At 56.2% G+C, this 13,477-nt stretch carries 11 protein-coding genes; 4 read left to right on the top strand and 7 right to left on the bottom strand.

Annotation, left to right across the window (positions count from 1 at the left end):
* The first annotated feature begins 41 nt into the window (after positions 1–41).
* The gene (locus QOT07_RS23800; protein WP_207979738.1) at positions 42–362 is read left to right on the top strand and encodes a hypothetical protein; all 321 of its coding nucleotides are present in this window, start codon (positions 42–44) and stop codon (positions 360–362) included.
* 134 nt (positions 363–496) lie between these two features.
* Here the strand turns inward: QOT07_RS23800 and iolE are convergent, their stop codons facing one another.
* From iolE to QOT07_RS23825, 5 genes are all read right to left on the bottom strand, one after another.
* On the bottom strand, positions 497–1,393 hold the full coding sequence (gene iolE, locus QOT07_RS23805; protein ID WP_207979740.1) for a myo-inosose-2 dehydratase: 897 nt from the start codon (positions 1,391–1,393) through the stop codon (positions 497–499).
* Between the two features lie 58 nt (positions 1,394–1,451).
* Positions 1,452–2,336 (bottom strand): sugar phosphate isomerase/epimerase family protein, encoded by an 885-nt coding sequence (locus QOT07_RS23810; RefSeq protein WP_283604031.1) that lies wholly within the window; start codon positions 2,334–2,336, stop codon positions 1,452–1,454.
* Positions 2,337–2,375: 39 nt separating this feature from the next.
* Entirely contained in the window at positions 2,376–3,389 is a 1,014-nt protein-coding gene (iolG, locus tag QOT07_RS23815; protein ID WP_099063472.1) for a bifunctional inositol 2-dehydrogenase/D-chiro-inositol 1-dehydrogenase, read from the bottom strand.
* Positions 3,390–3,453: 64 nt separating this feature from the next.
* Positions 3,454–5,394 (bottom strand): 3D-(3,5/4)-trihydroxycyclohexane-1,2-dione acylhydrolase (decyclizing), encoded by a 1,941-nt coding sequence (iolD, locus tag QOT07_RS23820; RefSeq protein ID WP_283604034.1) that lies wholly within the window; start codon positions 5,392–5,394, stop codon positions 3,454–3,456.
* A 149-nt stretch (positions 5,395–5,543) separates the two neighbouring features.
* Positions 5,544–5,843 (bottom strand): hypothetical protein, encoded by a 300-nt coding sequence (locus QOT07_RS23825; protein WP_283604036.1) that lies wholly within the window; start codon positions 5,841–5,843, stop codon positions 5,544–5,546.
* Between the two features lie 85 nt (positions 5,844–5,928).
* On the opposite strand from QOT07_RS23825, the gene QOT07_RS23830 reads away from it, so the two are divergent.
* Positions 5,929–7,857: a bifunctional 5-dehydro-2-deoxygluconokinase/5-dehydro-2-deoxyphosphogluconate aldolase gene (locus QOT07_RS23830; RefSeq protein ID WP_283604037.1), complete on the top strand. Its 1,929-nt coding sequence runs from the start codon at positions 5,929–5,931 to the stop codon at positions 7,855–7,857.
* A 197-nt stretch (positions 7,858–8,054) separates the two neighbouring features.
* Positions 8,055–8,891, top strand: a complete 837-nt coding sequence (locus tag QOT07_RS23835) for a MurR/RpiR family transcriptional regulator (RefSeq protein ID WP_099063469.1) — start codon at positions 8,055–8,057, stop codon at positions 8,889–8,891.
* Between the two features lie 64 nt (positions 8,892–8,955).
* Here QOT07_RS23835 and iolB read toward each other — a convergent pair whose 3' ends face one another.
* Entirely contained in the window at positions 8,956–9,777 is an 822-nt protein-coding gene (iolB, locus tag QOT07_RS23840) for a 5-deoxy-glucuronate isomerase (RefSeq protein ID WP_207979746.1), read from the bottom strand.
* Between the two features lie 171 nt (positions 9,778–9,948).
* Positions 9,949–11,454 carry a CoA-acylating methylmalonate-semialdehyde dehydrogenase gene (locus tag QOT07_RS23845; RefSeq protein WP_099063467.1) on the bottom strand — a complete coding sequence of 502 codons (1,506 nt, stop codon included), beginning with the start codon at positions 11,452–11,454 and terminating at the stop codon, positions 9,949–9,951.
* A gap of 565 nt (positions 11,455–12,019) precedes the next feature.
* On the opposite strand from QOT07_RS23845, the gene QOT07_RS23850 reads away from it, so the two are divergent.
* Entirely contained in the window at positions 12,020–13,447 is a 1,428-nt protein-coding gene (locus QOT07_RS23850) for a sugar porter family MFS transporter (protein ID WP_099063466.1), read from the top strand.
* The last annotated feature ends 30 nt before the right edge of the window (positions 13,448–13,477 follow it).

The following is a 13,477-nucleotide window of genomic DNA, read 5'->3' on the forward strand; positions in this document are numbered from 1 at the left end:
CATTGGGAACAACAACACTACATAGACGGAGTAATTATTCAATGGAAAAACATTTCTGTACTTTACTGTTAGGCGCTGCACTTGTTTTATCGGGTTGCGCAGTAAAAAATGACAATACCCGGGTTGGATTTATTGGTTTATCTTATCACTCCAACATAGAGAAACTTCCGGATGGAAACTATACGGCAGCGGTGGAGGCTTCGCCTGGCCGTGGAAGAGTGACTGGCGCAGAGGCTCTGGTAGCAAAGGACGCTACGGATTTTTGTAAGCAGCAGAACAAGGCGATGAAAGAAGTTAAATCAGAAACCGATTCGCATCTTTTGGTTAATGGCGTAGCGAAACTCGTTTTCCAATGCGTATAAATTTTAAAGGCGAACGCCACAAGGCCTTCACCCGTGGCGCTTGCGTCACCACCTGAAAAACCCTCACCTGACACCCACCAAGAACAAAAGGGGCGCATTGATTGCTCAAGCGCCCCTCCCAGACCTCTGCCGGATTAAATGCCGGCGGTCTCTTTGATATAGCGGCGTGCCTTCACCGCATACTCAAACGGGTTGGCCAACGCCGGATCCTGCTCAGCCTCCACCACCATCCAGCCTTTGTAACCGCGCTCATCCAGCAGTTTAAATACCGGCAGGAAGTCGATCACCCCGTCCCCTGGCACGGTGAAGGTGCCTTTCTTCACGCCATCGAGGAAGCTCAGTTTGTTGGCCTTCACTTCTGCTACCACTTCGTCACGCACATCCTTCAAATGCACATGGTTGATGCGCGGCAGGTATTTTTCCAGGATCGCCATCATCGCCTGTTGGCTGCCTTCGGAGTAGTAGGCATGGCCGGTATCAAACAGCAGGTAGACGTCGTCGTTCACCATGCTCATGTAGCGGTCGATCTCGGCGGTAGTCTGAATGCCGGTGCCCATATGGTGGTGCAGGCAGACCTGCATCCCCTTGCCCGCGGCAATTTTAGCCAGCTCATTGTAACCTTCAGCCACCCGCTGCCACTCTTCATCAGTGAAGTACGGCTTCTCTTCGAATACCCCTTTGGTGGTGCCCTGAATACTCTTGCTCTGCTCGGAGCAGCCAATCACTTTGGCCCCCATCGCATGCAGGAAATTCATATGGTTAATAAATTCATCGATGGTTTTTTCTTTCAGGCCATCGGCGAAGAAGGTGCTGAACCAGGCATTGCAGATCTGAATGCCGCGGATATCCAGCATCGGCTTCAGCACCGCCGGATCGCGCGGGTACTTGCTGCCCACTTCACTGCCGGTGAACCCGGCCAGCGCCATTTCACTGACGCACTGTTGGAAAGTGTTCTCTTTGCCCAGGTCGGGCATGTCGTCATTGGTCCAGCCAATCGGGGCGATGGCCAGTTTTACGTTGTCTTTATTCATTGTCAGCCTCAATAGTCAGATCGGCCTGGCGGTGATTTTCACCCGCGCAGCCAGGAATTTATTTGCCCAACAGCTCTTTTTCGATCCGCTCGCGGGTCGCGACCGCCTGGGTTTTCATTCTTTCCGGATAACCAAACAGCGAGGTGCAGATAATCGACTCACCGCCGACCTTAAAGCTGCGATTGGCAAACTCCATATCCCGCAGGGTCTGGAACAGGATGTCGAAGTCCACTTCGCCTTCGCCGATGCCCATATGCTGGTGCACAGCGGCGTCGACACCCGGTGGGTTGACGATATAACGGCAATGTTTGGTATGGTTCATGGTGTCGGCGATCAACACATGCGAGAGATCGTCACCGGCATATTTCAGCATACCGGCCACGTCGCCCTGGCCTTTGTCGTAGTAGAAGGTGTGCGGCACACTGTAGAGGTACTTAACGTGATCGCTGCGCAACGATTTGACGATATCGGCGGTTTCGTTGCTCAGTTCACAGAAGTCCCAAGGATGGGACTGGATCTCCATGCGGATACCTTCGCGCTCGATAATCGGCAACAGCTCTTCCATGGAGCGATACCACAACTCTTCACAGATCTCCGGCTCATTGGGGTTGCCCGCCAGCTCGGTGTTGATCACCTGCACCCCCATTTCCACTGCGATTTCGATCATCCGACGCCAGTTTTTGACTGCCGCCTGACGACGATCTTCTCCCGGGCCGGACCAGCGATACACCACGATAAATGAGGAGATCTCCACGCCGGTGGCTTTCAGCGCGTTTTTGTATTCCGCCATCACTTCACGCCCGGCTTTCGGGGGCTTGTAGAACGGATTGATCTGCGGATGCGGTGACTGTTCAATATACTGATAGCCCCAGTCCGCCACCTGTTGAACCATTTTGGTGATGCCCAGGTCCCTGATGACATCAACATCAAAAGCGATCTTCATAGTGATTCCTCTTTAAACGTGAGTACGGCGTTCAGCACACTACTTGTTGTAGAACGCCGGACGCGGCGGCAGGGTCACCGGCACAATCTCACCGCTGAGCTGTGCAGCCACGCAGGCATCGGCCGTCACGGCGGCAGCGTAGCCGTCCCAGGCGGAAGGCCCGGTCAGCGCGCCTGCCAGCACATCATTGATAAAGCCTTGCAGCTCAACGTCATAGGCATCGATAAAGCGGTCTTTCCAGTCGGTCAGAATTTCGGTCGAGAGTCGGGCACCGCTGCGCATCTGTACTGAAGAGGGCTCTGGCAGTTTGGCGATGCCGGTTTCACCCACTACTTCACACTGGATGTCATAGCCGTACTGGCAGTTAACGAAGATTTCGACATCGATGCGCGTGCCCTTGACGGTTTCGAACAGCACAATCTGTGGATCTTTCAGATGCGGGAATGCTTTGGGGCTTTTGCGTGGGAACACCACCTGCACCGAAACATAGTCGTCATCCAGCAGCCAGCGCAGCACGTCGATCTCGTGGATCAGGGTGTCGGTGATCGCCATATCTGTGGTGTAAGCTTCACCAACGGTGGGGTTGCGGTGCGCGCAGTGCAGCATCAGCGGCTCGCCGATTTGCCCGCTGGTCAGCACCTGTTTCAGCGCACGATAGCCCTGATCGTAAGGGCGCATAAAACCGACCTGCACCAGGCGTTTACCGTGTTTGGCTTCAGCCTCAACGATGTTTTTACAGCCCTGTGCAGTGACCGCCAGCGGCTTCTCACAGAATACCGGCTTGCCGGCGGCAATCGCAGCCAACACGAACTCTTCATGGCTCGGGCCCCAGGAGGTGACCAGCACCGCCTGCACGTCCGCGGCCTTGACCAGATCGTGGCCGTTGTCATACACCTTGGCGTCCAGCTTCAGGTCGCTCACTACCTTGGCAGCGTTATCACGGTTGATATCATTCACCGCCACGACGCGGCTGCCTTGCAACACTTTGCTGCAGCGACGAATGTGATCCCGACCGATTGCGCCGGTGCCAATAACCCCAATGTTCAGTGTCATTTTCGTTATCCTCTTCAAATAGTTGCGGCAGACGCAAGGTCTGGGTAATCAAGCCATGTGTTAATCAGTAGTCGCGAGCCTTGTCGATGTTCTCTTGCAGCTTGCGGGCTACGGCGACGATTTTTTCGCTGTCGGCAACCTGGGCACCGCCCACGCGCCACCAGCTGAGATATTTGTGCACCATGGTTTTTGGCAGCACTTTGATGTCCAGCAGGGTAGAAACGCTTTGCAGACGCGCATCGGCCAGCGCCTCGATCAGCTGCTGTTCGGTGGTCACGCTGTAGGTTTTACAGCCGTAAGCCGCCGCCAGCATGGCGAAATTGACCGGTACCAGCTTGCCGTCGAGTTTGCCGCCCTGCGGGTTGCGGAAGCGGAATTCGGTGGTGTAGCTGTCCATGCCGTGTTCCATCTGCAGGTTGTTGATGCAGCCGTTGGTCATGTTGTCGAACAGCACCACGTTGATTTTGCAGCCTTCCTGAATCGAGGTGACCAGCTCGGAGTGCAACATCATAAAGGCACCGTCCCCAACCATCGCGTACACCTCGCGCTGCGGTTCAGCCAGCTTGACCCCCAGCGCGGCATTAACCTCGTAGCCCATGCAGGAGTAGCCATATTCCACGTGATAACCGTGCTCGCCATGGTTCTGCCACACGCGCTGTAAATCCCCCGGCAGGCTACCGGCGGCGGCCACGATCACGCTGTCCTGTGGCAGATGCTGATTCAGCACCCCCAGCACCCGGCTTTGGGTCAGCAGCGAATCGGTCTTTTCAATAAATTCGGCAAACACGCGGTCTCGATCGAGATGGTCGTCGATTTCCGGTACAAAGCCTTCGCCGGTGTATTCCACCGCATAAACGCGGGCGGTTTCCTGCTGTTGCGCACGACGAGCCTCGGCAATGGCATCGCCCCAACCGGCGCGGTAATCGGCCTGCGCCAACCGTGCCCCCAAGGCAGACAGTGCCTCGCGGGCATCGGCCAACACCTGCAGGCCGTCGAGCTTGCCGGCGTCAAAGGCGCTGACATTGACGTTGAGAAAATCGACGTCGGGATTCTGAAACAGCCATTTGGACGAGGTGGTGAAGTCGGTATAACGGGTGCCCACACCAATCACCAGATCGGCCTGTCGGGCCAGGGTATTGGCGGCCAAACAACCGGTTTCACCAATGCCACCCAGGTTAAACGGGTGGCTGGACGGGACCGTGCCCTTGCCGGCCTGGGTCTCCACAAACGGGATCTGGAAGCGTTCGGCGAACTCGCGCAGCGCCTGGCCGGCCTGGGAATATTTCACCCCGCCGCCGCACACCAGCAGCGGTTGACGTTTGGTGGTCAACAGCGCCAGCGCATCGGCCAGCATGCCTTCGGTCGCCGGGCGGCGATCCAGACGGTGCACGCGTTTCTGGAAGAAGTAGTCAGGGTAGTCATAGGCTTCGCCCTGCACGTCCTGCGGCAGGCTCAGCGTCACCGCACCGGTTTCTGCCGGATCGGTCAGCACGCGCATCGCGTTGATACAGGCGCTCATCAACTGTTCCGGTCGCACAATACGATCCCAGTACTTGCTCACTGCACGGAAAGCGTCGTTGGTGCTGATACTGAGATCGTAAGACTGTTCAATCTGCTGCAACACCGGGTCCGGCTGGCGCGAGGCGTAAACATCACCCGGCAGCAGCAATAAAGGAATGCGGTTGGCGGTGGCGGTCGCGGCGGCGGTGATCATATTGGCGGCACCCGGGCCGACGGAAGAGGTACAGGCGTAGATCTGCTGGCGCAGTTTCTGCTTGGCAAAACCGGTTGCGGCGTGGGTCATGCCCTGCTCATTACGCCCCTGATGCACCACCAGCTCACCGCTGTCCTGTTCCAGCGCCTGTCCCAGGCCAAGCACGTTACCGTGGCCGAAAATAGCGAAGATACCTTTAACGAATTTGGTTTCCACACCGTCGACCAGCAGATACTGGTTGTCGAGGAACCTGACGAGTGCCTGTGCCATGGTTAACCGGATCTTGCCCATTTGCTCACCCTTTTAGAGTAGTCACGCCCGCTCCGGCACCACCCGCATGCCGAACCTGAGAAGCTGTGTGATATCCGCCGTCTTTCAGCGCACTGCGCTACTTAAGCCGACAACCTGAAACGTGAAGCGATTATAAACAAATATATTTTTCATAAAATCACATTACAGAAGAAACATTTCATTTTGCGATAAAGATCGCATATTGATGAAAACACCGTTTCATCCATGCCTTTAGAATTCACTGACTTAGCACCTCCTGCCCCCACCGATGTCCCGCCCCATCCGCAGCCTAACTCGCTGTAACCCTTGGTACCGTCGGCCTGTGGCGCCCTCAATGCCCTTGCCGTTTGCCGGTGTTTTCCCTTCAGGCAGGGCGCGGTTTTTAGTGCTTTTTGCTGGCGCATTGGCGCTGTTTTAAATGCATCACATTTTTGGGGTGTAAATTTCATTCAATCTTGAAATTGAAATTTTTATTCCTCATACTCCAAAAATGCTTCGTAGTCGGGGTTTGGCTTAATACAGAAGGAAACGGGTATGGCTACACAAGAAAAACAGCTTGATGTCATTTGTCTCGGGCGTATTGCCGTCGATTTCTATGCACAACAGATCGGCGCACGCCTGGAAGATGCCAGCACATTCTCCAAATATCTCGGCGGCTCTTCCGGCAACGTGGCCTACGGCACCGCCATTCAGGGTCTGAAGTCCGGCATGCTGGCCCGCGTCGGCGACGAGCATATGGGCCGTTTCCTGCGCGAAGAACTGCAACGCGTCGGTGCAGACACCCAGAGCCTGATCACCGACCCCCAGCGCCTGACCGGCCTGGTTATCCTCGGCATCAAGGATCAGGAAACCTTCCCGCTGATTTTCTACCGTGAAAACTGCGCCGATATGGCGCTGACGCCGGACGATATCGATGAGTCCTACATCGCATCCTCGCGCGCACTGGCCATTACCGGTACCCACCTTTCACACCCGAACACCCGTGCGGCGGTATTGAAGGCGCTGGAATACGCCCGCCGCCACGGCCTGCGTACCGCGCTGGATATCGACTACCGGCCGGTGCTGTGGGGGCTGACGTCGCTGGGTGACGGCGAAACCCGTTTTGTCGAGTCAGAAAAAGTGACCCGCGAACTGCAGGAAGTACTGCATCACTTTGATTTGATCGTCGGCACCGAAGAAGAGTTTCATATTGCCGGCGGCAGCACCGATACCCTGACCGCACTGAAAAACGTGCGTAAAGCGACCCAGGCCACGCTGGTTTGCAAACGCGGTGCACAAGGTTGTTCAGTATTCGAAGGCGAGATCGCCAATGACTGGCAGCAGGTAAAGCTGCATTCCGGCGTGCGGGTTGAGGTGCTGAACGTGCTGGGCGCGGGCGATGCCTTTATGTCCGGCCTGCTGCGCGGTTACCTGAACGATGAAGGTTGGGATCAGGCCTGCCGCTATGCCAATGCCTGCGGAGCCTTGGTGGTTTCGCGCCATGGTTGTGCCCCGGCGATGCCCAGCAAACAGGAGCTGGATGACTATCTGCAACGCGAACAGCAAGTGAAACGCCCGGATCGCGATGAGCGGCTTAACCATCTGCACCGGGTCACCACCCGTAAACAGCAGTGGCCGGAACTGTGCGTGTTCGCCTTCGATCACCGCAAACAGCTGGTGGACATGGCGCGAGAAGCCAATGTCAGCGAGGAACGTATCCCCAAACTGAAAACCCTGCTGCTGACGGCGGCGCAACAGGCCGCAGAAGCCGCCGGGCTACAGGGCAACAGCGGCATTCTGGCCGACACCACCTATGGTCAGGCCGCATTGAACGAGATCACCGGCCAGGGCTGGTGGATCGGTCGACCGGTCGAGCTGCCCGGCTCACGGCCGTTGCGGTTGGAGCATGGCAATATCGGTTCGCAACTGATCGACTGGCCGCAGGAACACGTAGTGAAATGCCTGGTGTTTTACCATCCGCATGACGCCGTCGAACTGCGCCGCGAGCAGGATGAACTGATTAGCGACGTGTATCGCGGCTGCTGTAAGTCCGGCCATGAACTGTTGCTGGAGGTGATCCTGCCAGAAAGTAACGCTGACAAGAATGAAAGCTACTACCTGGAGATGCTGCAGCACTTTTATCAGCTGGGCATTAAGCCGGACTGGTGGAAATTGCCGCCGTTGAGCGCCGAGCACTGGCAGCAGGTCGGCGCGTTGATCGACGCTAACGATCCGCACTGCCGCGGGGTATTGATCCTGGGGCTGGATTCGCCGGAAGAAACGCTGAAAGCCGGTTTTGCGGCGGCGGCGGATGCACGCTGGGTGAAAGGTTTTGCCGTCGGCCGCACCATTTTTGGCCAGCCTTCACGCCGCTGGCTGCAGGGTGAGCTGGATGACGCCGCTTTAATCGAGCAGGTGAAACAAAAATACCTGACGCTGATTGGCTTCTGGCGTCAATACCGTCCGACACCTCACCAGCATTAATTGCCGAACCCTCCCCTTAAACGGATTTTCGCCGCTTTAAGGGGATTTTTTTGCCTGTTTTCTGTGAAGTAACGCATCTTGCAATCGAATAAATCGCTTTTTGGTGAAATGAAATTTCCAATCCATCTGTTAGAATAACCTGTCAATTACTCAGGCGTCAGGCCGATACGCCTTAGCCCACACTGCGAGCCGAATGGATGAACAACCCAACTCAACTTTCGCTGTTACAGGACGAGATCCGTCACCGCTATGAAACGCTGAGCAAGCGTTTAAAACAGGTGGCGCGTTACATTTTGGATAACAGTAACAGCATTGCTTTCGATACCGTCGCCTCCATCGCCGCACAGGCCAGCGTCCCCCCCTCTACCCTGATCCGCTTCGCCAACGCCTTTGGCTTTAGCGGCTTCAACGAAATGAAACAGGTTTTTCGTCAGCACCTGATGGAAGAAACGGTCAACTACACCGAGCGGGCGCGTCTGTTTCGTCAGACCTCGACCGACGGTAACGTGGCACCGGAAAAGCCGGCGGAAATCCTTAACGTTTTCACCATGGTCAACTCCCAGGCGCTGCAACAATTGGCGATGCAAACCAGCTCCGAGCAGTTGGATCGGGCAGTTGAGCTGCTGAATAACGCCGAGAATATCTACGTGATTGGTCTGCGCCGTTCTTTCAGCGTCGCGTCCTACCTCACCTATGCGTTACGCCATCTGGAGCGCCGGGCATTCCTGATTGACGGACTGGGCGGCATGTTTACCGAACAACTGAGCATGGTGAAGCCGAATGACGTGGTGATCGCCATCAGCTATTCGCCGTATGCGCAGGAAGCACTGGAACTGGTTGAATTGGGTGCCAAAAGCGGTGCGCAGCAGATCGCCATTACCGACAGCCAGGTCAGCCCGCTGGCGGCCTTCAGCGACGTGTGCTTTGTGGTGCGTGAAGCGCAGGTGGATGGTTTCCGCTCCCAGGTCGCTTCAATGTGTCTGGCGCAAACCCTGGCGGTATCGCTGGCATTGAATAACGCCAAAGAAGAGTAACGAAGAATTACCCTCTCCCCCTGGAGAGGGTGACGCTCATCTTAGCAACGTCGTAAATATGCAATTATTTAGCTGCGGGATAGCCGTCGGTATTAATCCAGGCGTGGTCTTTTTCCCAGGTAAACTTCCACAAGCGTACTGGCCCGGCCATCACGTTAAGATAGTAGCTGTCGTAACCGGCCAGCGTCGCCACCGGGTGGTAGCCGCGCGGCACCTTGACCACGTCACGGTTATACACCGGCATGCATTCATCCAGTGAGCGATCGTCGGTATACACCCGCTGCATGCAAAAACCCTGCTCCGGTTGGATCCGGTGATAATAAGTCTCTTCCAGATAGGTTTCATCCGGCGAGTCTTCCTGGTCGTGTTTGTGGCTGGGATACGAACTGGTATTCCCCTCATCCGTATAAACTTCCACCACCAGCAGGCTGTCGGCCGGTTCACTGTCCGGCAGAATATTATGTACCAGACGCTGGTTACGCCCTTTGCCACGACGTTCGACGCCCACCTCTGCCGGGGTGATCAGGCGCGACGGCAGGTGCCCATGACCCGGTGCGCTGCAGACCGCCAACTCCAGTGTGGTTTCCGCCCGGACTTCAATCTTGTCATGATGCGGCACGTAAACCGCGTAAGGCGGTGTGCGCTCAAACGGGCTCATACGTTTGCCGATGCTCGGGTATTCCGCACGCAGGGTAGCGACGGAGGCAATACCGGCGACCAACACCAGACATAATTCTTTGTCGCCGCTTTCCAACTGCAGCGACTGACCGGCCTCAAGGTGATAGACATCAAATCCGACAAAGCGCCAGTCGGCATTCTCTGGGGTGACATGCTGGATGCGGCCCTGACCATCCGGCTGCTGACACTTGGCGAGTAATGAAGACATAGTATTCCTCCGAATTAAATACCCGTCGTCTTTCAAGCTGCAGCGTTGTTACCTGCACTCGCTCACCCCAGTTACTTACTAAAGTAAGCGCCTGGGGATGAGTGAGCTGGTCGCCTAGCTGCCACTCGAAATCCATAGGGTATGGGCATTAATCAATTCAAACGTAGAACTTTAGCCCAGCGTCGGCATACTGTATTCCGACACCGTCTGCTGCCCGGTTGGCCAGCGGGCGGTGGCGGTTTTCATGCGGGTGTAGAAACGTACACCGTCGGTGCCATGGACGTTCAGCGCACCGAACACCGAGCGCTTCCAGCCGCCGAAGCTGTGGAATGCCATAGGAACCGGCACTGGCACGTTGACCCCCACCATACCGGCTTGCACTTCTTGCACGAACTGGCGTGCGTAGTGGCCGTTGCTGGTAAAGATGGCACTGCCGTTGCCAAACTCATGGCTGTTTACCGTGTCGATGGCGGTCTGGTAGTCCGGCACGCGGACAATGCCCAACACCGGTCCGAAGATCTCTTCACGATAGATACGCATATTCGGTTTGACGTGGTCAAACAACGTGCCGCCAACATAGTAACCGTCCGGGTAGCCCGACACCTGATAATTGCGGCCGTCAGCCACCAGCGTTGCGCCTTCTTCCACACCCAGATCGATATAACCCAATACTTTCTTCTGGTGCGCCGAGGAAACCAGCGGCCCCATTTCGTTTTCTTCGCCGCCCTGCTGAATGCCTGGGCCAACGCGCAGTTGGGCGATCAGCGGTTTCAGCCTGGCGATCAGTTTATCCGCCGTGTCGTCGCCGACCACCACTGCCACCGGCAGCGCCATACAGCGTTCACCGGCAGAGCCAAAGGCACCGCCCATCAGGGCATTTACCGTCGCGTCCAGATCGGCATCCGGCATGATGATGGCCTGATTCTTCGCCGCGCCGAAGGCCTGTACCCGCTTACCCTGGGCACTGGCCGTGGTATAGATATGTTCCGCCACGGCGGACGAACCGACAAAACTCACCGCCTGAATATGCGGGTCGGTGCACAGCTGCGCGGCATCTTCGTTAGCGCAGTGCACCACGTTGAATACGCCGTCCGGCAGACCGGCTTCTTTCAGTAATTCTGCCATCCGTACCGACGCCGAAGGCACCAAGGCCGGTGGCTTAAGCACGAAGGTGTTACCGCAGGCCAGCGCGATAGGGAACATCCACATCGGCACCATCGCCGGGAAGTTGAACGGGGTGATACCCGCGACCACGCCCAGCGGCTGCATCAGCGAGAAGCTGTCAACGCCGCTGCCGACGTCCGCCGAATACTCGCCCTTGATCAAATGTGGAATGCCGCAGGCAAACTCGACCACTTCAATACCGCGGGTCAGTTCGCCGAGTGCATCGGAGTAAACCTTGCCGTGCTCACTGACGATAAGCTTCGCCAGCTCGTCGCGATGCTGTTCCAGCAGCGCCTTAAAATTGAACATGATGCGCGCCCGGCGCAGCGGTGTAGTACGTGACCAGTCGGCAAAGGCCTGGTGAGCCACGTCAATGGCCTGCTTCACCTCGGCGGCGGTGCTCTGCGTGACGCGCCGTTCAACCTGCCCGGTGGCCGGATTATGCACGTCGACGGTTTGATTGCTGCTGCTCAGGCACACCTGCCCACCAATAAAGTTACCCACGGTTTTCATGTCTCACCCTCTTTTAAGTCCGCTGTCGCCTGACCGCCTGTGCGGCACTGCCGCACAGGGTAGCGTTTTCATCACACCACTTGCCGGAAACTGCCCACAAGCAGGCTAAATCCTGACCGGATGAAGCAAACTCTATTTCATTGAAAAAAAAGTTTCAAATAAATTATTTTAGAAAATTTGTTTTTAGTGCGGGAGGTCGCAATTTTGCCATGCCCTTGTGCAAAGCCATTACATGTCGGGAAAAAAGCCGCCCTGCCGATCATCCGCCAACCGGCGGGAATTAACCCTGACTTTTATACAGAAACAGAGCCCACCGGGCACTACGACAAAGCCTGAGGCAAAGGGGTCGCCTGGTAACGCGGGTGGACTGTTTGCGGTTTTTTTTGAACTGGATCTAAAAATCAATATTTCATTATTCACTAATTATGAAATAAATGTTCTTGTTTAGCCCAGATTATTTCGAATATCACCGCCTTGATGACAGGCACGGTTCACACCCTTCCGCCTCCCTCTTCCCTACAACCTACTGCGCGGGTGGAAGCCAGGATAAAAATCGGAGCAACACATGTCACATCAGCGTAAGCATAATACCGGGTACATACTGCGAATTTGCGGCATTGCGGCACTCGGCGGCATTCTGTTCGGGTACGACACCGCCGTGATCTCCGGCGCCATCGATGCCCTGAAAACCTATTTTGACCTTAGCCCGGCTGAAACCGGCTGGGCGGTTTCCAACGTGGTGATCGGCTGTGTGGTCGGTGCTTTTGGTGCCGGGCCATTGGCTGCGCGTTACGGCCGCAAGAAGGCTCTGATGCTGGCAGCGGTGCTGTTCACCATCTCGGCAGTGGGTGCTGCGCTGGCCGCCACCTTCACCTGGTTTGTGATTTACCGCATTATCGGCGGTCTGGCCGTGGGCATCGCCGCCACCGTCTCCCCCATGTACATGTCGGAAGTCTCGCCAAAAGACATGCGGGGTCGGGCGCTCAGCATGCAGCAGTTCGCCATCGTGTTCGGCCAAATCGTGATTTTCTACGTTAACTTCAAAATCGCCAGCATCGCCAGCGAAGCCTGGCTGGTGGAGATGGGGTGGCGCTGGATGATAGGGTCGGAAGTGATCCCCTGCATGCTGTTCCTGATGTTGGTGTTTATCATTCCGGAATCACCACGCTGGAGCGTGATGGTCGGCCGTGACGATCAGGCTTTGGCGATGCTGACCAAAGTCTCCAACGCCGCCCATGCGCAAAGCGTGTTGCAGGAAATCAAAGACTCATTGCAGCAGGACCAGCAAAAAAGCCGGCAGAAGCTGAATTTCGGCGACGTGCGGGTGCGCTTTATTCTGTTTGTCGGCTGCATGATCGCCATGCTGCAACAGGTCACCGGCGTCAACGTGATGATGTACTACGCGCCAATGGTGCTGAAAACCGTCACCGAAAACGCCCAGGAAGCGCTGTTCCAGACCATTTGGATTGGCGTATTGCAGTTGGTCGGTTCGGTGATTGGCGCCATGCTGATGGATCGCATAGGCCGCATTCCACTGATGCGTTACGGCACCCTGGGTGCCATCGCCGGGTTGCTGATCACCTCTTATGCCCTCTACACCCAGGCCACCGGCTACTTTGCCCTGTTCGGCATGCTGTTCTTTATGGTGTTTTATGCCCTGTCCTGGGGCGTCGGCGCCTGGGTACTGGTGTCAGAAATCTTCCCTAATCGCATGCGGGCGCAGGGCATGAGCATCGCCGTCGGCTGCATGTGGCTGGCCAACTTTGTTGTTTCGCAAAGCTTCCCGATGATCAACGACAACCCTTATCTGTTCTCCAGCTTCCACGGCGCGTTCCCAATGTGGGTCTTCGCCGCCTGTTGCCTGTTTAGCTACTGGTTTATCAGCCGCTACATTCCTGAAACCAAAGGCGTCTCGCTGGAAAAAATGGAAGACGTGGTGATGGCCAAACGCTATCGCCAACCGCAACCCGAAACACAAAGAACGCCGCTGTAAGTCGGCAAAACTCAGGCTTCTCACATTATT

Source organism: Serratia proteamaculans (assembly GCF_949794035.1).
In the GTDB taxonomy this organism is placed as follows: Bacteria; Pseudomonadota; Gammaproteobacteria; order Enterobacterales; family Enterobacteriaceae; genus Serratia; species Serratia proteamaculans.

Bases quoted from the DNA above. Each gene is read 5' to 3' on its own strand.
- QOT07_RS23800 (WP_207979738.1), top strand. From the start codon at position 42: ATGGAAAAACATTTCTGTACTTTACTGTTAGGCGCTGCACTTGTTTTA.
- iolE (WP_207979740.1), bottom strand. From the start codon at position 1,393: ATGAATAAAGACAACGTAAAACTGGCCATCGCCCCGATTGGCTGGACC.
- QOT07_RS23810 (WP_283604031.1), bottom strand. From the start codon at position 2,336: ATGAAGATCGCTTTTGATGTTGATGTCATCAGGGACCTGGGCATCACC.
- iolG (WP_099063472.1), bottom strand. From the start codon at position 3,389: ATGACACTGAACATTGGGGTTATTGGCACCGGCGCAATCGGTCGGGAT.
- iolD (WP_283604034.1), bottom strand. From the start codon at position 5,394: ATGGGCAAGATCCGGTTAACCATGGCACAGGCACTCGTCAGGTTCCTC.
- QOT07_RS23825 (WP_283604036.1), bottom strand. From the start codon at position 5,843: ATGAAATTTACACCCCAAAAATGTGATGCATTTAAAACAGCGCCAATG.
- QOT07_RS23830 (WP_283604037.1), top strand. From the start codon at position 5,929: ATGGCTACACAAGAAAAACAGCTTGATGTCATTTGTCTCGGGCGTATT.
- QOT07_RS23835 (WP_099063469.1), top strand. From the start codon at position 8,055: ATGAACAACCCAACTCAACTTTCGCTGTTACAGGACGAGATCCGTCAC.
- iolB (WP_207979746.1), bottom strand. From the start codon at position 9,777: ATGTCTTCATTACTCGCCAAGTGTCAGCAGCCGGATGGTCAGGGCCGC.
- QOT07_RS23845 (WP_099063467.1), bottom strand. From the start codon at position 11,454: ATGAAAACCGTGGGTAACTTTATTGGTGGGCAGGTGTGCCTGAGCAGC.
- QOT07_RS23850 (WP_099063466.1), top strand. From the start codon at position 12,020: ATGTCACATCAGCGTAAGCATAATACCGGGTACATACTGCGAATTTGC.